Source organism: Bacillus sp. TL12 (assembly GCF_022625245.1).
Lineage (GTDB): Bacteria > Bacillota > Bacilli > Bacillales > Bacillaceae_G > Bacillus_A.
Genome location: NZ_JAJJBY010000005.1, coordinates 185,974 through 205,864 on the forward strand (window position 1 = coordinate 185,974; position 19,891 = coordinate 205,864).

Annotated in this window: 18 protein-coding genes; all 18 read left to right on the forward strand. The window is 37.7% G+C overall.

Annotated elements, in window-relative coordinates:
- The first annotated feature begins 81 nt into the window (after positions 1-81).
- Positions 82-1,242: an ADP-forming succinate--CoA ligase subunit beta gene (gene sucC, locus LOK41_RS07245; RefSeq protein ID WP_026590313.1), complete on the forward strand. Its 1,161-nt coding sequence runs from the start codon at positions 82-84 to the stop codon at positions 1,240-1,242.
- A gap of 19 nt (positions 1,243-1,261) precedes the next feature.
- Positions 1,262-2,164 carry a succinate--CoA ligase subunit alpha gene (gene sucD / locus LOK41_RS07250; RefSeq protein WP_174101823.1) on the forward strand — a complete coding sequence of 301 codons (903 nt, stop codon included), beginning with the start codon at positions 1,262-1,264 and terminating at the stop codon, positions 2,162-2,164.
- Positions 2,165-2,253: 89 nt separating this feature from the next.
- Complete coding sequence (gene dprA, locus LOK41_RS07255; protein ID WP_241815863.1) at positions 2,254-3,123, forward strand: DNA-processing protein DprA; 870 nt, start codon at positions 2,254-2,256, stop codon at positions 3,121-3,123.
- A gap of 144 nt (positions 3,124-3,267) precedes the next feature.
- Complete coding sequence (gene topA, locus LOK41_RS07260; protein ID WP_241815865.1) at positions 3,268-5,346, forward strand: type I DNA topoisomerase; 2,079 nt, start codon at positions 3,268-3,270, stop codon at positions 5,344-5,346.
- A 51-nt stretch (positions 5,347-5,397) separates the two neighbouring features.
- A complete protein-coding gene (gene trmFO, locus LOK41_RS07265; protein ID WP_174101827.1) occupies positions 5,398-6,702 on the forward strand; it encodes an FADH(2)-oxidizing methylenetetrahydrofolate--tRNA-(uracil(54)-C(5))-methyltransferase TrmFO in 1,305 nt (434 codons plus the stop codon).
- A 65-nt stretch (positions 6,703-6,767) separates the two neighbouring features.
- Positions 6,768-7,667, forward strand: a complete 900-nt coding sequence (gene xerC, locus LOK41_RS07270; protein WP_241815867.1) for a tyrosine recombinase XerC — start codon at positions 6,768-6,770, stop codon at positions 7,665-7,667.
- Positions 7,668-7,709: 42 nt separating this feature from the next.
- Positions 7,710-8,252: an ATP-dependent protease proteolytic subunit HslV gene (gene hslV, locus LOK41_RS07275; RefSeq protein ID WP_003199482.1), complete on the forward strand. Its 543-nt coding sequence runs from the start codon at positions 7,710-7,712 to the stop codon at positions 8,250-8,252.
- A gap of 22 nt (positions 8,253-8,274) precedes the next feature.
- Complete coding sequence (hslU, locus tag LOK41_RS07280) at positions 8,275-9,666, forward strand: ATP-dependent protease ATPase subunit HslU (RefSeq protein ID WP_174101830.1); 1,392 nt, start codon at positions 8,275-8,277, stop codon at positions 9,664-9,666.
- 77 nt (positions 9,667-9,743) lie between these two features.
- Positions 9,744-10,523, forward strand: coding sequence for a GTP-sensing pleiotropic transcriptional regulator CodY (gene codY, locus LOK41_RS07285; protein ID WP_241815868.1), 780 nt, complete (start codon positions 9,744-9,746; stop codon positions 10,521-10,523).
- Positions 10,524-10,896: 373 nt separating this feature from the next.
- Positions 10,897-11,598 carry a 30S ribosomal protein S2 gene (gene rpsB / locus LOK41_RS07290; RefSeq protein WP_018764712.1) on the forward strand — a complete coding sequence of 234 codons (702 nt, stop codon included), beginning with the start codon at positions 10,897-10,899 and terminating at the stop codon, positions 11,596-11,598.
- 82 nt (positions 11,599-11,680) lie between these two features.
- The gene (tsf, locus tag LOK41_RS07295; protein ID WP_174101832.1) at positions 11,681-12,568 is read left to right on the forward strand and encodes a translation elongation factor Ts; all 888 of its coding nucleotides are present in this window, start codon (positions 11,681-11,683) and stop codon (positions 12,566-12,568) included.
- A 66-nt stretch (positions 12,569-12,634) separates the two neighbouring features.
- On the forward strand, positions 12,635-13,357 hold the full coding sequence (gene pyrH, locus LOK41_RS07300; RefSeq protein ID WP_098490016.1) for a UMP kinase: 723 nt from the start codon (positions 12,635-12,637) through the stop codon (positions 13,355-13,357).
- A 2-nt stretch (positions 13,358-13,359) separates the two neighbouring features.
- The gene (gene frr / locus LOK41_RS07305) at positions 13,360-13,917 is read left to right on the forward strand and encodes a ribosome recycling factor (protein ID WP_174101834.1); all 558 of its coding nucleotides are present in this window, start codon (positions 13,360-13,362) and stop codon (positions 13,915-13,917) included.
- 85 nt (positions 13,918-14,002) lie between these two features.
- Positions 14,003-14,779, forward strand: a complete 777-nt coding sequence (uppS, locus tag LOK41_RS07310; protein ID WP_174101836.1) for an isoprenyl transferase — start codon at positions 14,003-14,005, stop codon at positions 14,777-14,779.
- Positions 14,780-14,796: 17 nt separating this feature from the next.
- Positions 14,797-15,588, forward strand: coding sequence for a phosphatidate cytidylyltransferase (locus LOK41_RS07315; protein ID WP_174101838.1), 792 nt, complete (start codon positions 14,797-14,799; stop codon positions 15,586-15,588).
- Between the two features lie 20 nt (positions 15,589-15,608).
- Positions 15,609-16,751 carry a 1-deoxy-D-xylulose-5-phosphate reductoisomerase gene (gene dxr, locus LOK41_RS07320; protein WP_241815870.1) on the forward strand — a complete coding sequence of 381 codons (1,143 nt, stop codon included), beginning with the start codon at positions 15,609-15,611 and terminating at the stop codon, positions 16,749-16,751.
- A 17-nt stretch (positions 16,752-16,768) separates the two neighbouring features.
- Positions 16,769-18,025: an RIP metalloprotease RseP gene (rseP, locus tag LOK41_RS07325; protein ID WP_241815871.1), complete on the forward strand. Its 1,257-nt coding sequence runs from the start codon at positions 16,769-16,771 to the stop codon at positions 18,023-18,025.
- 151 nt (positions 18,026-18,176) lie between these two features.
- A complete protein-coding gene (locus LOK41_RS07330) occupies positions 18,177-19,877 on the forward strand; it encodes a proline--tRNA ligase (protein ID WP_241815873.1) in 1,701 nt (566 codons plus the stop codon).
- Positions 19,878-19,891 lie beyond the last annotated feature (14 nt).

Here is a 19,891-nt window from a genome sequence, read left to right on the forward strand (position 1 = left end):
TTTTATACAATGGCAATGTAGTGTTTTTTAAACATTAAAAAACTTTTTGAGTAAAACAGGAAAATAGGGGAGGATGGGACCATGAATATCCATGAGTACCAAGGTAAGGCAGTCCTTAGAAGCTATGGGGTTAGCGTTCCGAACGGGAAGGTTGCCTTTACAGTAGAAGAAGCTGTAGAAGCAGCGAAAGAATTAGGAACAGATGTATGTGTAGTAAAAGCGCAAATTCACGCTGGTGGACGCGGCAAAGCTGGCGGTGTAAAAGTTGCGAAAAACTTAGATGAAGTTCGTACATATGCGGAAAGTATATTAGGTACTACGCTTGTTACGCATCAAACAGGTCCTGAAGGTAAGGAAGTAAAACGCTTACTGATTGAAGAAGGTTGCGATATTAAAAAAGAATATTATGTTGGTCTAGTTTTAGATCGTGCGACTTCTCAAGTTGTTTTAATGGCTTCTGAAGAAGGCGGAACAGAAATTGAAGAAGTAGCAGAAAAAACACCAGAAAAAATCTTTAAAGAATATATTGATCCAGCAGTAGGTCTGCAAGGTTTCCAAGCACGCCGTATTGCATTTAATATCAATATTCCAAACGAGCTTGTAGGACAAGCTGTGAAGTTTATGATGGGATTATATCGTGCTTATATCGAAAAAGATTGCTCTATTGCAGAAATTAACCCACTTGTTACAACAGGTGACGGGAAAGTTATGGCTTTAGATGCAAAATTAAACTTTGATTCTAATGCATTATATCGTCATAAAGATATTTTAGAACTTCGTGACCTTGAAGAAGAAGATCCGAAAGAAATTGAAGCTTCTAAATATGACTTAAACTATATTCCTTTAGATGGAAATATTGGTTGTATGGTAAACGGTGCAGGATTAGCGATGGCAACAATGGATATCATTAAACATTACCATGGTGATCCAGCTAACTTCCTAGATGTTGGTGGCGGTGCTACAGCTGAAAAAGTTACAGAAGCATTCAAAATTATTCTTTCTGATAAAAATGTAAAAGGTATTTTCGTTAACATTTTTGGTGGCATTATGAAATGTGATGTAATTGCAGAAGGTGTTATTGAAGCGACTAAACAAGTAGGTCTTGAATTACCACTTGTTGTTCGTCTTGAAGGTACAAATGTTGAGTTAGGTAAGAAGATTTTAAATGAATCTGGTTTAAATATCGTTGCAGCAGAATCTATGGCAGACGGTGCACAAAAAATTGTTTCACTAGTGGGCTAATAGAAAGCGGGGGAGAAAAATGAGCGTATTAGTTAATAAAGATACAAAAGTTATTGTACAAGGTATTACTGGTTCACAAGGTTTATTCCATACAAAACAAATGATTGAATATGGTACGAAAATTGTCGGTGGTGTAACACCTGGTAAAGGTGGCACTGAAATTGAAGGTGTACCTGTCTTTAATACAGTAGAAGATGCTGTAAAAGCAACGGGTGCAAATGCTTCAGTTGTGTACGTTCCACCCGCTTTTGCGGCTGATGCAATTATGGAAGCTGTTGATGCAGAGATTGACTTAGTAGTATGTATTACAGAAGGAATCCCTGTATTAGACATGGTTCAAGTTAAGAAATATATGGCAGGTAAACAGACACGTTTACTTGGACCAAACTGTCCAGGTGTTATTACACCAGATGAATGTAAGATTGGTATTATGCCAGGATATATTCATAAAAAAGGTCATGTAGGTATTGTATCTCGATCTGGTACATTGACATATGAAGCTGTACATCAATTAACACAAGAAGGCATTGGTCAATCTACTGCTGTAGGTATCGGCGGTGACCCTGTTAATGGTACAGACTTTATTGACGCGTTAAAAGCGTTCAATGAAGATGAAGAAACACATGCTGTGATTATGATTGGTGAAATCGGCGGAACAGCAGAAGAAGAAGCTGCTGAGTGGGTAAAAGCAAATATGACAAAACCTGTTGTTGGATTTATCGGTGGTCAAACAGCGCCTGCAGGAAAACGTATGGGCCATGCTGGTGCCATTATTTCTGGCGGCAAAGGTACAGCTGCTGAAAAAATTAAAACAATGGAAGCTTGTGGTATCAAAGTTGCTGAAACGCCAGCTGTTATGGGTGAAACTTTAATCTCTGTTTTAAAAGAAAAGGGATTATTTGAAACTTGTAAAAACTATTAATCTTTTTGAAAGACACCTTCATGCTAGAAGGTGTCTTTTTACACTTTTTTCTGTTTACATAATAAAAATTATGGGTAAGGAGAATGGTGATGAAAAGGGAACGATTGCTCCATCTTCATTATGTATTAGCAGATCATTGGAAAGCATTGAATCGCTTACTGCGTATAGATCCAGAAATAAAGAAACTGTACAGTTTTAGCTCGGTAGAATTTGAAAAATATGCTGGGTTAACTCCGAAAAAATCTTCTGAATTAGCTCGCTTCTTACAAACATCTATTCCCTCGCAATGTACATGTCATTTAGAAGAAAATCATATTTTTTACGTCACAATATGGGATGATGATTATCCGGAATTATTACGTGAAATAGCAGATCCACCTTTCGTTTTATATGGGAAAGGAAAGAGAGAATTATTAGGAAAAATAAATAAAATTGCAGTAGTTGGAACAAGAAAACCTTCTTTATACGGGAGAGGAAGCATACAATCTATTTTACAACCGCTACTAGATAAAGAATGGTTAATTGTAAGTGGTTTTGCAAGTGGGATTGATACGATTGCTCACCAAATCGCAGTGCAGCAACATAGTTCCACTATTGCTGTCTTAGGCCATGGATTAAAGTATATGTATCCGAAAGATAATTGGTATTTTTATAAAAGATGGAGGGATGACGTCCTGCTATTAACAGAATATCCGCCACATTATCCTCCAAGAAAATGGTATTTCCCAAAGAGAAATCGAATTATAAGCGGTCTTTGTAAAGGAGTTCTAGTAGTGGAAGCAAAATCAAAAAGTGGCTCGCTTATTACAGCAGATCTCGCTTTAGAACAAAATAGGGAGGTATTCGCTCTTCCAGGTCCTATTTTTACGGAAAGTGCAGTAGGAACAAATCAACTCATAAAGCAAGGAGCAAAACTTGTTCAGAAAGCAGAGGATATTCTTGAAGAATTCTCAAATTAATCGTATATTTTTATGTTTTTATTAAACAATTATTGACAAATGGTAGATTGGCACTGTATGTTATACTCATTCTTGATTGACAAAAACAAGAGAAATCAATAAGATTAATGAAGACTTGAATCCACCTCTTAAGGAGGCACTAGCATGTCAGATTACCTCGTAATCGTGGAGTCGCCTTCTAAGGCGAAAACCATTGAGAAATATTTAGGGAAAAAATACAAAGTCGTCGCGTCTATGGGACATGTTCGCGATTTACCTAAAAGTCAAATGGGGATAGAAGTAAAAAATAACTTCACCCCGAAGTATATTACCATCCGTGGTAAAGGTCCTGTTTTAAAAGATTTAAAATCAGCAGCAAAAAAAGCAAAAAAAGTCTATCTCGCGGCCGATCCAGACCGCGAAGGGGAAGCGATTGCTTGGCATTTAGCCAATACGCTAAATGTGGATATTGAATCAGATTGCCGGGTTGTGTTTAATGAAATTACAAAAGATGCCATTAAAGAGTCGTTTAAGCATCCTCGTGCAATTAATATGGATTTAGTAGATGCACAGCAAGCGAGGCGGATACTTGATCGCCTTGTTGGGTATAATATTAGTCCTTTATTATGGAAGAAAGTCAAAAAAGGATTAAGTGCAGGACGTGTACAATCTGTAGCAGTTCGTTTAATTATTGATCGTGAAAAAGAAATTCAAAGTTTTATTCCGGAAGAGTTTTGGACAATTAAAACAGAATTTGTAAAAGGAAAAGACACATTTGAAGCATCTTTTTACGGTGTAAACGGAGAAAAGGTTCAATTAACAAATGAAGCGCAAGTAAAAAGCATAATTGAAACAATGAAAGACAATGCGTTTTCAGTTGAAAATGTAACGAAAAAAGAGCGGAAACGTAATCCTGCATTACCATTTACAACGTCTTCCTTACAGCAAGAAGCTGCACGTAAATTAAATATGCGAGCAAAGAAAACAATGATGCTTGCGCAGCAGTTATACGAAGGAATAGATATTGGCAAACAGGGAACTGTAGGTCTTATTACGTATATGAGAACAGACTCAACGCGTATTTCAGAAACAGCTCAAGAAGAAGCACGCTCTTACATTACTGAAGCGTTTGGCTCGGAATACATAGGAACAGAGAAGAAGAAGGAAACAAAAAAAGCGAATGCACAGGATGCGCATGAAGCGATTCGTCCAACTTCTGTAATGAGGAAGCCAGAGGAACTGAAGAGTTTCTTAAGTCGTGACCAATATCGTTTGTACAAATTGATTTGGGAGCGGTTTGTTGCAAGTCAAATGGCATCTGCTATAATGGATACTGTTACAGCTAGACTCATTAATAATAATGTTCAATTCCGCGCGAGTGGATCAGTAGTGAAATTCCCAGGTTTTATGAAAGTATATGTGGAGTCGAAAGATGATGGTGCGGAAGAAAAAGATAAAATGCTACCTTCTTTAGAAATAGGGGAAACTGTATTTTCAAAAGATGTGGAGCCAAAGCAGCACTTTACGCAGCCGCCACCACGTTATACAGAGGCTCGTTTAGTTAGAACACTTGAAGAACTTGGAATCGGGAGACCGTCTACTTACGTACCGACACTTGAAACGATTCAAAAGCGAGGATATGTTGCATTAGACAATAAACGATTTGTTCCGACTGAACTTGGAGAAATTGTAATTGAACTTATTTTAGAGTTTTTCCCAGAAATTATTAACATTGAATTTACGGCCAATATGGAGCAAAACCTTGATGAAGTAGAAGATGGGAAAGCAAATTGGGTAAAAATTGTTGATGATTTCTACGTAGGCTTTGAACCCCGCTTAGAAAAAGCGGAAAAGGAGATGCGTGAAGTCGAAATTAAAGATGAACCCGCTGGGGAAGATTGTGAATTATGCGGTCACCCAATGGTCTTTAAAATGGGCAAATACGGGAAGTTTATGGCTTGTTCTAATTTCCCAGATTGTCGTAATACAAAACCAATTGTGAAAGAAATTGGTGTAACTTGTCCGAAATGTGATAAAGGACAAATTATTGAACGCCGAAGCAATAAAAAGAAACGTCTTTTCTATGGATGTGGTACGTATCCAGAATGCGACTTTGTATCTTGGGATAAACCGATTGGCCGGAAATGTCCGAAATGTGAAGGTATGCTCGTAGAGAAGAAGCTGAAAAAAGGCGTTCAAGTACAATGTATTTCTTGTGATTATGAAGAAGAACAACAAATGTGAGCGTAACTGCTCACATTTTTTTCGGGATAGAAAAGGAAAGGTGATAAATACATGACAACGCAAGTAGTAAACGTCATTGGCGCAGGTCTTGCAGGAAGTGAAGCAGCTTATCAAATTGCAAAACGTGGTGTCCAAGTAAAATTATATGAAATGAGACCAGTAAGACAAACCCCAGCTCATCATACAGATAAATTTGCCGAGTTAGTATGTAGTAACTCACTTCGTGCAAATACATTAACAAATGCTGTTGGTGTCATTAAAGAAGAAATGCGCAAAATGGATTCTGTTATTATTCGTGCGGCAGATGAGTGTTCTGTTCCAGCAGGAGGAGCATTGGCTGTAGATCGTCATGAATTCGCAGCAAAAGTAACGGAGTATGTGAAAAATCATCCAAACGTAACTGTGATGAATGAAGAAATGACGGGAATTCCAGAAGGGCCAACTGTTATCGCAACAGGTCCACTTACATCTCCAGATCTTTCTGCACAACTAAAAGAGTTAACGGGTGAAGATTATTTTTATTTCTATGATGCAGCTGCACCAATTGTGGAAAAAGAAAGCATCGATATGAACAAAGTATATTTAAAATCTCGTTATGATAAGGGAGAAGCTGCTTATTTAAATTGTCCAATGACAGAAGAAGAGTTCGACCGTTTTTATGATGCTTTAATTGCTGCAGAGACAGTACCATTAAAAGAATTTGAGAAGGAAGTATTCTTTGAAGGTTGTATGCCTGTAGAAGTAATGGCAAGCCGTGGTAGACAGACATTGTTATTTGGACCGATGAAACCGGTGGGGTTAGAAGATCCGAAAACGGGTAAAACGCCATACGCTGTTGTTCAATTACGTCAAGATGATGCAGCAGGAACGTTATACAATATTGTTGGATTCCAAACACACTTAAAGTGGGGACCTCAAAAAGAAGTATTACAATTAATTCCTGGACTCGAAAATGCAGAAATTGTACGATATGGTGTCATGCATCGTAATACGTTTATTAATTCACCGAAATTACTTCGTCCAACATACCAATATAAGCATCGTGATGATTTATTCTTTGCGGGACAAATGACAGGTGTTGAAGGGTATGTAGAATCGGCTGCTTCAGGACTATTAGCAGGTATTAATGCAGCTCGTCTTGTAAAGGGAGAGGAGCCTGTTGTATTACCTCCTGTAACTGCAATGGGAAGTATGGCGAATTATATTACTGCAACAAACGCGAAAAACTTCCAACCGATGAATGCAAACTTTGGTTTATTTGCACCGTTAGAAAAGAAAATTAAAAAGAAACAAGAGCGAAACGAAGCATATGCAACACGTGCTTTAGAAACAATTCAAAATTTTGTAAATATTTAGTTAAATTTCTTGCAAAGGCTACTGAGTTGTGATACGATTTAGTAGCCTTTATTGAGGTGAGTTATATGAATGTGAAGAAATTGTTACAATTATTCGTTGGATATTTACAAATCGAAAGAAATTATTCAAAATATACAATTGCAAGTTATCAAAATGATTTAGAACATTTTGTGCAATTTATGGAGCGAGAAGGCATATCCTCTTTTTTAGATGTTACATATGTAGATGTTCGTTTGTACTTAACGACGTTACACGATGAAAAGCTAGCCCGTAAATCTGTCGCGAGAAAAGTATCAAGTTTACGAAGTGTATATCGTTTTCTGATGCGTGAAGGATATCGAGAAGATAATCCGTTTGCACTTGCGTCACTCCCCAAAAAAGAATGGTCAATCCCAAAGTTTTTGTACGTTGAAGAATTAGAGGAATTGTTTGAAGTTTCTGACGCGGAAACGCCACTTGGTCAAAGGAATCAAGCCTTATTAGAGCTTATGTATGCGACAGGGATTCGTGTAAGTGAATGTGTAAGTTTACAACTTGCTGATATTGATTTTTCGGTAGGAACAATTCTAGTGACGGGAAAAGGCAAAAAGCAAAGATACGTTCCGTTTGGAAGTTATGCACAAGATGCTTTAATTACTTATATAGAAAACGGGAGAAAACAGTTAGCTAAAAAAACAGAGGAACACTCTCAAATGGTGTTTTTAAATGCAAAGGGTACGCCGTTAACAGATCGAGGTGTGCGTTATATTTTAAATGAGCTCATTAAGAAAGCGTCTCTTACAATGAAAATAAGTCCACATATGTTAAGGCATACATTTGCTACACATATGTTAGATGAAGGTGCAGATTTACGAACTGTGCAGGAGCTATTAGGTCATGAAAATTTATCAACGACACAAATTTATACGCATGTTTCAAAAGAAAGATTACGTTCTGTTTACATGAAGCACCACCCACGGGCATAAATTGCTTTTAAAGCTATAAAAACATATAAAGGAGTTTTTTTTATGGGAAATTTCCACGCTACAACGATATTTGCCATTCATCATAATGGAGAGTGTGCTATGGCTGGCGACGGACAAGTGACATTTGGTAATGCCGTTGTGATGAAGCATACAGCACGCAAAGTTCGAAAGCTATTTCAAGGAAAGGTGTTAGCTGGATTTGCAGGTTCCGTTGCAGATGCGTTTACACTTTTTGAAATGTTTGAGGGGAAATTAGAAGAGTATAATGGAAACCTACAACGTGCTGCAGTTGAAATGGCGAAACAATGGCGTGGTGATAAAATGCTGCGTCAATTGGAAGCGATGTTAATTGTGATGGATCAAACAACGTTACTTCTTGTTTCAGGAACAGGAGAAGTAATAGAACCGGATGATGGCATTTTAGCAATCGGTTCAGGTGGACATTATGCACTTGCAGCTGGTCGAGCTTTAAAACAACATGCAAGTGAACATTTAACAGCAAAAGCAATTGCCAAAGCCAGTTTAGAAATTGCTGGTGACATTTGTGTATATACAAATCACAACATTATTGTGGAAGAATTGTAGAATCGTAAGGGAGGCATTTTATATGCATTTACATTTTACTCCGCGTCAAATTGTAGAAAAATTGGATCAATATATTATTGGGCAAAAAGATGCAAAAAAGGCGGTTGCGGTAGCGCTTAGGAATCGATATCGTCGCAGTAAACTAGCAGAAAACTTACGCGATGAAATTGCACCAAAGAACATTTTAATGATTGGACCGACAGGAGTCGGAAAGACAGAGGTAGCACGACGAATGGCGAAGCTCGTTGGAGCACCTTTTATTAAGGTTGAAGCGACGAAATTCACAGAAGTTGGATATGTCGGCCGAGATGTAGAATCTATGGTACGCGACCTTGTAGAAACTTCAGTTCGCATCGTAAAAGAAGAACTGGTCGTGAAAGTTAAAGATAAGGCTGAGGAACAAGCGAATCAACGACTTGTTGAAATTTTGGTGCCAAGTCCGCAAAAACAATCTGGGTTTAAAAATCCATTAGAAATGTTGTTTGGTGGAAATCAAAACGCAAATCAGACATCTGAAACACAAGATGACGTAGAAATTGAAAATAAGCGCCGAGAAGTTGAAAAGAAACTTGCTTCAGGTTTACTTGAAGAGGAGATTGTATCAATTGAAGTGACAGAACAACAGTCCTCTATGTTTGATATGTTGCAAGGAACAGGCATGGAACAAATGGGAATGAATTTTCAAGATGCATTAGGAAGTTTTATGCCGAAAAAGACCAAAAAACGAAAACTTTCTGTAAAAGAAGCAAGAAAAGTCTTGACAAATGAGGAAGCGCAGCGCTTAATTGATATGGATGAAGTTACACAAGAGGCTGTTTATCGTGCTGAACAGCTCGGAATTATTTTTATTGATGAAATTGACAAAATTGCTGGTAAGCAGTCGAATAGCGTGGATGTATCACGTGAAGGTGTACAGCGTGATATCTTGCCGATTGTCGAAGGATCGAATGTTGCAACGAAATATGGATCGGTGAAAACAGATTATATTTTATTTATTGCGGCTGGTGCCTTCCATATGTCCAAACCGTCTGATTTAATTCCAGAACTGCAAGGAAGATTTCCAATCCGAGTGGAATTAACAAAATTATCGGTAGATGATTTTGTTAAAATTCTTGTAGAACCTGATAATGCTTTAGTGAAACAATATATAGCGTTATTAGCAACTGAAGGTATAGAAATTGAATTTTCTGACGATGCTATTCGTAAGATTGCTGAGATTGCTTATCAAGTTAATCAAGATACGGATAATATTGGAGCGAGAAGACTTCATACCATTATGGAGAAGCTACTTGAAGATTTATCGTTTGAAGCATCTGAAATTACGTTAGAAAAAATAACGATAACACCTCAATATGTAGAGGAAAAATTAGCAACGATTGCTAAAAATAAAGATGTGAGCCAGTTTATTTTGTAATAGTGTCATCAGGTGACTCGCCCTAGTTTCCAAGTGATGAAAAAATATGTGAGTAACATGTAGGAGGAACTTTAGAAATGGAATTATTAGCAAAAACGAGAAAATTAAATGCGTTATTACAGAGCGCAGCAGGAAAGCCTGTAAACTTTAGAGAAATGTCAGACACAATGTGTGAAGTAATTGAAGCGAACGTATTCGTAGTAAGTCGTCGCGGTAAATTATTAGGATATGCAATTCACCAACAAATCGAAAACGAGCGCATGAAACAAATGCTTGCAGAGCGTCAATTCCCAGAAGAGTATACGCAAAGCTTATTCAACATTACAGAAACATCTTCAAACTTAGATGTAAATAGTCAATTTACAGCATTCCCTGTAGAAAACAAAGAACTATTCGGTCAAGGTTTAACTACAATCGTACCAATCGTTGGTGGTGGTGAGCGTCTAGGTACACTAGTGTTAGCTCGTCTTGGCCAAGAATTCTTAGATGACGATTTAATTCTTGCTGAGTATAGCTCAACTGTAGTAGGTATGGAAATCTTACGCGAAAAAGCGGAAGAAATCGAAGAAGAAGCGCGTAGTAAAGCAGTCGTTCAAATGGCGATTAGCTCGTTATCATACAGTGAGTTAGAAGCAATTGAGCACATTTTCGAAGAATTAAACGGAACAGAAGGTCTACTTGTTGCAAGTAAAATTGCTGATCGCGTTGGAATTACTCGTTCTGTAATCGTAAATGCACTTCGTAAATTAGAAAGTGCAGGCGTTATCGAATCTCGTTCTTTAGGTATGAAAGGAACGTATATTAAAGTATTAAACGACAAATTTTTACATGAACTTGCTAAATTAAAAACAAACTAATTTTACAAAAAGGCTCTCTTCATCATGAGGAGGGCTTTTTTATTTTCTAAATGGTGCATTTTAGTAGTGGAAGTTGAACGCTCCGTAAAAGCCTGGTAGTAAGGTTTAACTATCAGTGATGCTTAAGGTAGAATTGGGATGATCATATTGGAATTGGACTTGAGAGCAGAATAGTAAAATCATAATTAAAAAGAAAGTTTTACATTGTTCGCATTTTCAACTTGATTGTAATATTTCATTATGGTATAGTAAGCAGTGGTGTCAGTACAAAGTACACACGTTTACTGATTTAAGTGTTGGTGCTACGTTTGTAGTTTCGCTTAGAGATGAAGTAAACGGAGGATATCAAAAACCATTTAGGAGGAACTAAATTATGTCAGTAATTTCTATGAAGCAATTGCTTGAAGCTGGTGTTCACTTCGGACATCAAACTCGTCGTTGGAACCCAAAAATGAAACGTTACATTTTCACAGAGCGTAACGGTATCTACATCATCGACTTACAAAAAACTGTGAAAAAAGTTGAAGAAGCTTTCAACGTAATGCGTAACATCGCTGCTGAAGGTGGCGACATTTTATTCGTAGGTACTAAAAAACAAGCACAAGAAGCTATTAAAGAAGAAGCAACTCGTGCAGGTATGTACTTCGTTAACCAACGTTGGTTAGGAGGAACGTTAACAAACTTCCAAACAATCCAAAAACGTATCAAGCGTCTTAAAGACATCGAAAGAATGCAAGAAGATGGTACATTCGATGTACTTCCTAAGAAAGAAGTTGTTCAACTTAAAAAAGAGTTAGAGCGTCTTGAGAAATTCTTAGGCGGTATTAAAGATATGAAAGGTCTTCCAAGTGCATTATTCGTAGTAGACCCTCGTAAAGAGCGTATTGCAGTTGCTGAAGCACGTAAATTACACATTCCAATCATCGGTATCGTTGATACGAACTGTGATCCAGACGAAATCGATCACGTAATTCCAGCAAACGATGATGCGATTCGTGCTGTAAAACTTCTTACATCTAAAATGGCAGACGCGATCCTTGAAGCAAAACAAGGTGAAGAAACTGTTACTGCGTAACAAATTTGGAAAGGTGATAAGGGGTTCGGCCTTTTATCACCTTTTTTAAGGTATAAATACATATTTTAGGAGGATGAAAAGTATGGCAATCACTGCACAAATGGTAAAAGAACTTCGCGAAAAAACTGGCGCAGGTATGATGGACTGCAAAAAAGCTTTAACAGAAACTAACGGTGACATGGAGAAGGCAATTGACTTCTTACGTGAAAAAGGTATTGCAAAAGCTGCTAAAAAAGCAGACCGCATCGCTGCTGAAGGTTTAACTTTCATCGAAACAAACGGTAACGACGGTTTAATCTTAGAATTAAACTCTGAAACTGATTTCGTTGCGAAAAATGAAGGTTTCCAAACATTAATTAAAGAATTAGCTGCTCACTTATTAGCTAACAAACCAGCAAACGTTGAAGAAGCTATGGCTCAAACAATGGAAAATGGCAAAAAAGTAGAAGAGCACATCAACGAAGCAATCGCTAAAATTGGTGAAAAACTTACACTTCGTCGTTTCGAAATCGTATCAAAAACTGATGCAGATGCATTCGGTGCTTACCTACACATGGGTGGACGCATTGGTGTACTAACAGTTCTTGAAGGTTCTACTGATGAAGCAGCTGCTAAAGATGTAGCAATGCACGTTGCAGCAGTTAACCCTAAATACATCGACCGCGATGCTGTAACAGCTGAAGAAGTTGAGCATGAGCGTCAAGTATTAACGCAACAAGCGTTAAATGAAGGCAAGCCTGAAAAAATCGTTGCAAAAATGGTTGAAGGCCGTCTAGGCAAATTCTTCGAAGAGATTTGCTTACTTGACCAAGCATTCGTTAAAAACCCGGATATGAAAGTTCGCCAGTTCGTTGAGTCTAAAGGCGGAACATTAAAAGGATTCGTTCGCTACGCTGTTGGTGAAGGAATCGAAAAACGCGAAGACAACTTTGCTGAAGAAGTAATGAACCAAGTAAAAGGTAGCAACTAATACAGATTAGGGAACACATTGTGTTCCCTTTTTTAAAATAAAGATGTAAGCAATTGGAGGTTCATTATGAGTAAACCGAAATATAATCGTGTTGTTTTAAAGCTAAGCGGTGAAGCTTTAGCTGGTGAAAAAGGATTTGGAATTAATCCATCTGTTATTAAATCAGTTGCAGAACAAGTGAAAGAAATTGCAGAACTTGATGTAGAGGTTGCTGTTGTTGTAGGTGGCGGTAACATTTGGCGCGGAAAAATCGGAAGCGAAATGGGTATGGACCGTGCGGGCGCGGATTACATGGGCATGTTAGCGACAGTTATGAACTCATTAGCTCTTCAAGATAGCTTGGAGAACATTGGGATTCAAACGCGTGTTCAAACTTCTATTGAAATGCGTCAAGTGGCAGAACCTTACATTCGTCGTAAAGCGATTCGTCACTTAGAGAAGAAACGTGTTGTGATTTTCGCAGCGGGTACGGGTAACCCATATTTCTCTACAGATACAACTGCGGCTTTACGTGCAGCGGAAATCGAAGCTGATGTTATTTTAATGGCAAAAAATAATGTAGACGGTGTTTACAGTGCGGATCCATCTGTTGATGAAACAGCTACGAAATATGAATCACTTACATACTTAGATGTATTAAAAGAAGGTTTAGGTGTAATGGATTCTACTGCTTCTTCATTATGTATGGATAATGACATTCCACTAATTGTATTCTCAGTTATGGAAAAAGGAAATATTAAACGTGCCGTTTTAGGCGAAAATATTGGAACAATTGTAAGGGGGAAATAAACATGGGACAACAAGTATTAAAAGCTGCAAATGAAAAAATGGAAAAAGCAGTTGGTGCTTATTCTCGCGAATTAGCGTCAGTTCGTGCTGGTCGTGCAAGCGCGGCTGCTTTAGATAAGGTACAAGTTGATTACTATGGTGCGCCAACACCTGTTGTGCAATTAGCGAACATTACAGTTCCTGAAGCACGTTTACTTGTCATTCAACCTTATGATAAAACATCTATCGGTGATATTGAAAAAGCGATTTTAAAAGCAGATTTAGGTTTAAACCCTTCTAACGATGGATCAGTAATTCGTATTGCATTCCCTGCGTTAACAGAAGAGCGTCGTAAAGACCTAGTGAAAACTGTTAAAAAATATGCTGAAGAAGCAAAAGTTGCTGTTCGTAATGTACGCCGTGATGCTAATGACGATCTTAAAAAGCTTGAAAAAGCTGGCGATATTACAGAAGACGACTTAAGAGGATACACAGAAGATATCCAAAAAGAAACAGATAAATATATTGCAAAAGTTGACGAAATCGCAAAAAACAAAGAAAAAGAAATCATGGAAGTGTAATAGCGATACCTTCGCAAATATGACCCTCTTCTTAAGGGGGTCTTTTTACACTTTTAGGCATACGTCTGCTTGTTGGAGGGTATGAATGATGTTTAAAAAGTTTCCTTTTTTTAAAGGTAAAAAGGTCACATCGTTTGATCATCTCATTGAAGAAGTGAAAAAGGGATATATCCCGGAGCACATTGCGATCATTATGGATGGTAATGGAAGATGGGCGAAAAGAAGAGCAATGCCTCGCATTGCTGGACATCATGAAGGAATGCAAGTAGTAAAAAAGATTACGAAATTTGCTAGTAAACTTGATGTAAAAGTGCTGACTCTTTATGCTTTTTCTACTGAGAACTGGAAAAGACCGAAAAAGGAAGTCGACTATTTAATGAAGCTTCCAGAAGAATTTTTAGGTGCATTTTTACCAGAATTGATTGAAGAAAATGTACAAGTTCGAGTAATTGGACAAAAAGATCGTCTTCCTACGCATACGCGCAGAGCGATGGAGAAGGCCATGGAAGATACAAAAGAGAACACGGGATTAATTCTCAATTTTGCGTTAAACTATGGAAGTCGCGATGAAATCGTTTCTGCTGTGCAGCATATGATGAAAGACAGCGAAGAAGGGAAAGTTCGTTCAGAAGATATAAATGAAGAAATGATATCTTCATATTTAATGACAAGTTCTTTACCTGACCCAGACTTGCTTATTCGTACAAGTGGGGAATTGCGTATTAGTAATTTCATGCTATGGCAAATTGCGTATTCGGAGCTTTGGTTTACAGATGTGTATTGGCCAGATTTTACCGAGGAACATTTGCTAAATGCGATTACAGACTTTCAACATAGAGGGCGCAGATTCGGAGGCGTGTAGAAAGAGAGGGTTTGGTAGTGAAACAGAGAATTATTACTGGAGTGATTGCTGCCGCGCTATTCATTCCCATCGTATTTTACGGTGGCGTGCCTTTTACAGTTTTAGTGTATGCACTTGCTTCTATTGGATTATATGAATTAGTTCGTATGAACAAGCTTACACTTATTTCGGTACCAACGTTTTTAGCTGCATTATTATTATGGGTTATTTTAGTTCCAAGTAATGCGCTAGGTATTTTTGATCGGATTGGATTAGATAAATTAGAAATCACATTTTTGATTGTTTTATTACTTTTATCATATACAGTCCTTTCGAAGAATACATTTACTTTTGACAATGCTTCATTTTTACTTATGGCAACAACGTATGTTGCAATGGGGTTCTTATATCTAAATGAAACGAGAATAGCAGGAATCCATTATGTGTTTTATGCATTATTTGTCATTTGGGCAACTGATTCAGGCGCATATTTCATAGGGAAAGCAATTGGAAAAAGAAAATTATGGCCAGAGATTAGTCCGAATAAAACGATAGAAGGTTCATTAGGTGGTATTGTTTGTGGGATTGCCGTTGCATTTGTATACAATATGTTCTTCACAGTTCAAGAAAATGTGGGAATGTTAATTATTGTTACAATTGCAATCTCCATTTTTGGACAAATTGGTGATTTAGTACAGTCTGCATTTAAACGTCATTACGGTGTGAAAGATTCAGGTACAATCTTACCTGGACACGGCGGAATATTAGATCGAACAGATAGTTGGTTGTTCGTATTACCGATTTTACATTTCTTACATTTCATTTCATAATAAAACGAGGGGTTGGAGTTATGAAAAACATTAGTTTATTAGGTGCAAGTGGATCAATTGGAACACAAACTTTAGATGTACTACGCTCGCACCCAGACCAATTCCGTCTCGTTGCTTTTTCTGTAGGGAAAAATATTGACTATGCAGTAAAAGTCATTCAAGAATTTTCTCCTCAGCTTGTTTCAGTGCAAAGAGAAGAAGATGTTGTAAGGTTACAATCCGTTTCTGGAAATACAAAAGTAGTATACGGTGAAGGCGGACTATTAGAGGTAGCTCTTCACCCAGATGCAGAAGTTGTAATCACTGCTGTTGTAGGTAGTGTAGGATTGTTACCTACACTTCGTGCGATTGAGGCGAAAAAGACAATTGGAATTGCAAATAAAGAAACATTAGTAACTGCGGGACATATTATTATGGAAGCTGCGCACAAACATAATGTGTCGTTACTTCCAGTAGATAGCGAGCATTCGGCTATTTTTCAATGTTTGAATGGAGAAAATGAAAAGCGCATCTCTCGTTTAGTTATCACTGCTTCAGGCGGGAGTTTCCGTGATAAAACGAGAGATGAATTGTATCATGTGACAGTAGAGGATGCGCTTCGTCATCCTAACTGGTCAATGGGTTCGAAAATTACAATTGATTCTGCTACAATGATGAATAAGGGGCTGGAAGTGATTGAAGCACATTGGCTTTTCGGCATACCTTATGAGCAAATCGATGTTGTTTTACATAAAGAAAGCATTATTCATTCTATGGTTGAATTTGAAGATCGTAGTGTAATGGCGCAGCTCGGCTCACCAGATATGCGTGTACCAATTCAATATGCACTTACATATCCTGACAGATTACCACTTTTAGATACAAAACAGTTGAATTTGTGGGAAATCGGAACATTGCATTTTGAAAAAATGGATCAAGAACGTTTTCGTTGTCTCCGTTTTGCGTATGAAGCTGGAAAAATGGGCGGAAGCATGCCAGCAGTAATGAATGCGGCGAATGAAGTAGCTGTAGCAGCCTTTTTACAAAAGAAAATTGGTTTCTTAACAGTAGAAGACCTCATTGAAAAAGCAATGCACCATCACAATGTCATTGCACGTCCGAGCTTAGAGGAAATTCAGGAAATTGATGCAGCCACAAGACGGTTTGTGATGGAACAAATTTAGCAAAGGTGGTTATGGAATTGAATACAGCGATTGCCTTTATATTAATTTTCGGTGCACTCGTATTTTTCCATGAGCTAGGGCATCTATATTTCGCAAAAAGAGCAGGTATTTTATGCCGTGAGTTTGCAATTGGTTTTGGACCAAAAATATTTTCATTTGAAAAGAATGAAACAGTTTATACAGTTCGGCTGTTACCTCTTGGAGGCTATGTTAGAATGGCCGGCGAAGATGCCGAAACGGTTGAATTAAAACCAGGGAAAAAAGTTGGACTTGTGTTAAATGAAAACGAAGAGGTTATGAAATTAGTTTTAGACGGGCGCGAAAAGTATCCGAATGTTCGAGTGATTGAAGTAGAACAAGCTGATTTAGAAAATAATCTCACAATTTCTGGTTACGAAGAGTATGAAGAGGAATTGCAAACATTCCGTGTGAGTGAAAAAGCTCGTATTGTTTCAGCAGGAGAAGAAATACAAATTGCTCCGTTTAACAGACAATTTGGTTCTAAAACGTTAGGACAGCGAGCATTAACAATCTTTGCAGGTCCTGCTATGAACTTTATTCTTGCATTTGTTATTTTTGTTATCATTGGATTGGTACAAGGTATTCCTGTGGATAAACCAATGATTGGGAAAGTAATGAAGGATAGTGTGGCAGAACAAGCAGGCTTGAAACAAGATGATATGATTCAAGCAATTAATGGAAAAGACACGAACACATGGAATGATGTTGTAACGATTGTACGGGAACACCCAAATAAGGAAATTACGCTTCATGTAAAACGTGACAGCGAACAATTTAATGTAAAAATAACGCCATCAGCTGATACAGAGGGGAAAGAAAAGGTTGGTAGAATTGGTGTATACTCTCCTGTAGAGAAATCTATTTTTGGTTCAATTAAATCAGGTTTTGAGCAGACGTATACATGGACAAAACTAATTTTTGATTCCTTGGTAAAATTAGTAACGGGTCAGTTTTCTATTAATGATTTATCAGGTCCAGTAGGAATTTATAATTTAACAGACCAAGTAGTAGATTATGGTGTCATTCGTGTTCTTAGCTTGGCAGCTGTTTTAAGCATAAACCTTGGTTTATTTAACTTATTACCGGTTCCCGCTCTTGATGGAGGACGCTTATTCTTCTTCTTAATTGAAGCACTGCGAGGGAAACCAATTGACCGTCAAAAAGAAGGAATGGTTCACTTTATTGGTTTTGCGTTATTAATGTTACTTATGTTAGTTGTAACGTGGAATGACATTCGGAAGTTTTTCTTGTAAAATGAAGTGAAACTTGTAGTAAGTGTGAAATTCTCAATGTTTTTTTGGAAAGCGAATGAAATGAATAGAGCTCTGAGAGTTGTAATCCCTCACCTGATCTGAGGTGGGGGGTTTTACTGCGTATTAGAGTAAACTAAAGAGGTGCGAATAGATGAAACAAAGTATGGTATTTAGTCCTACATTACGTGAAGTGCCAGCAGATGCTGAGATTAAAAGTCATCAATTGCTACTTCGTGCAGGATTTATGCGTCAAAATGCTTCTGGTATTTATAGTTTTTTACCGCTGGGTCTAAAAGTATTGCATAAGGTGGAGCGTATCGTTCGAGAAGAAATGGAACGAGCAGGAGCTGTAGAATTATTAATGCCAGCATTACAAGCTGCTGAACTATGGCAAGAATCAGGTCGTTGGTATTCTTACGGTTCTGAGTTAATGCGTATGAAAGATCGTAATGCTCGTGAGTTTGCGCTAGGGGCAACGCATGAAGAAGTTATTACAGACCTTGTACGTGATGAAATTAAATCTTATAAAAAGTTACCTTTAACATTATATCAAATTCAAACAAAATTCCGTGACGAGCAACGACCACGTTTTGGTTTATTACGCGGAAGAGAGTTTTTAATGAAAGATGCATATTCTTTCCATGCAACACAAGAAAGTTTAGATGAAGTTTATAGCCGTTTATATCAAGCATATTCTAATATTTTTGCTCGTTGTGGTTTGAATTTCCGTGCGGTTATTGCCGATTCTGGAGCAATGGGTGGTAAAGATACACATGAGTTTATGGCGTTATCTGATGTAGGAGAAGATACAATTGCGTATTCTGATACATCTGATTATGCAGCGAATATTGAAATGGCTCCTGTTGTTGCTTCGTATACAAAGAGTGATGAAACTGAAAAGGTACTTGAAAAAGTAGCAACACCAGATCAAAAGGCAATTGAAGAAGTATCTGCATTTTTAAACATTGAAGCATCTAATTGCATTAAATCGATGGTCTTTAAAGTAGATGAGAAATTTGTTGTTGTACTTGTTCGTGGAGATCACGAAGTAAATGATGTAAAAGTGAAGAACGTATATGGTGCTTCAGTTGTTGAACTTGCTTCCCATGAAGAGGTAAGAAGTCTATTAAATTGTGAAGTAGGTTCTTTAGGTCCAATCGGTGTAACAGGAGATGTTGAAGTTATTGCTGATCACGCTGTAGCAGCAGTTGTAAATGGTTGCTGTGGTGCAAATGAAGAAGGATTCCACTATGTAAATGTAAATCCAGAGCGCGACTTCAAAGTAAGTCAATATGCTGATTTACGATTCATTCAAGAAGGAGATCAATCTCCAGATGGAAATGGGACAATCCGTTTTGCTCGTGGTATTGAAGTTGGACATGTATTTAAATTAGGTACACGTTACAGTGAGGCAATGAATGCTACATTCTTAGATGAGAATGGAAAAACGAAGCCGCTTATCATGGGATGCTACGGCATTGGGGTATCTCGTACAGTTGCGGCAATTGCTGAACAGTTTAATGATGAAAATGGTTTAGTTTGGCCAAAAGCTGTAGCTCCATTCCATTTACATGTGATTCCAGTAAATATGAAGTCTGATGCACAGCGAGAAGTGGGCGAAACGATCTACAGTTCATTACAAGAACAAGGATATGAAGTACTGTTAGATGATCGTGCAGAGCGTGCAGGTGTTAAATTTGCTGATGCAGACTTATTCGGTCTTCCAGTTCGAGTAACAGTTGGTAAAAAGGCTGATGAAGGTATTGTTGAAGTAAAAGTACGTGCTACAAATGAATCTGCAGAAGTGAAAGTTGAAGAACTTCACACATATATCACTAATATTTTAAAATAAGAAGAGGTACCTCG

Coding starts and splice junctions, on each gene's coding strand:
- sucC (WP_026590313.1), top strand. CDS start 82: ATGAATATCCATGAGTACCAAGGTAAGGCAGTCCTTAGAAGCTATGGG.
- sucD (WP_174101823.1), top strand. CDS start 1,262: ATGAGCGTATTAGTTAATAAAGATACAAAAGTTATTGTACAAGGTATT.
- dprA (WP_241815863.1), top strand. CDS start 2,254: ATGAAAAGGGAACGATTGCTCCATCTTCATTATGTATTAGCAGATCAT.
- topA (WP_241815865.1), top strand. CDS start 3,268: ATGTCAGATTACCTCGTAATCGTGGAGTCGCCTTCTAAGGCGAAAACC.
- trmFO (WP_174101827.1), top strand. CDS start 5,398: ATGACAACGCAAGTAGTAAACGTCATTGGCGCAGGTCTTGCAGGAAGT.
- xerC (WP_241815867.1), top strand. CDS start 6,768: ATGAATGTGAAGAAATTGTTACAATTATTCGTTGGATATTTACAAATC.
- hslV (WP_003199482.1), top strand. CDS start 7,710: ATGGGAAATTTCCACGCTACAACGATATTTGCCATTCATCATAATGGA.
- hslU (WP_174101830.1), top strand. CDS start 8,275: ATGCATTTACATTTTACTCCGCGTCAAATTGTAGAAAAATTGGATCAA.
- codY (WP_241815868.1), top strand. CDS start 9,744: ATGGAATTATTAGCAAAAACGAGAAAATTAAATGCGTTATTACAGAGC.
- rpsB (WP_018764712.1), top strand. CDS start 10,897: ATGTCAGTAATTTCTATGAAGCAATTGCTTGAAGCTGGTGTTCACTTC.
- tsf (WP_174101832.1), top strand. CDS start 11,681: ATGGCAATCACTGCACAAATGGTAAAAGAACTTCGCGAAAAAACTGGC.
- pyrH (WP_098490016.1), top strand. CDS start 12,635: ATGAGTAAACCGAAATATAATCGTGTTGTTTTAAAGCTAAGCGGTGAA.
- frr (WP_174101834.1), top strand. CDS start 13,360: ATGGGACAACAAGTATTAAAAGCTGCAAATGAAAAAATGGAAAAAGCA.
- uppS (WP_174101836.1), top strand. CDS start 14,003: ATGATGTTTAAAAAGTTTCCTTTTTTTAAAGGTAAAAAGGTCACATCG.
- dxr (WP_241815870.1), top strand. CDS start 15,609: ATGAAAAACATTAGTTTATTAGGTGCAAGTGGATCAATTGGAACACAA.
- LOK41_RS07330 (WP_241815873.1), top strand. CDS start 18,177: ATGAAACAAAGTATGGTATTTAGTCCTACATTACGTGAAGTGCCAGCA.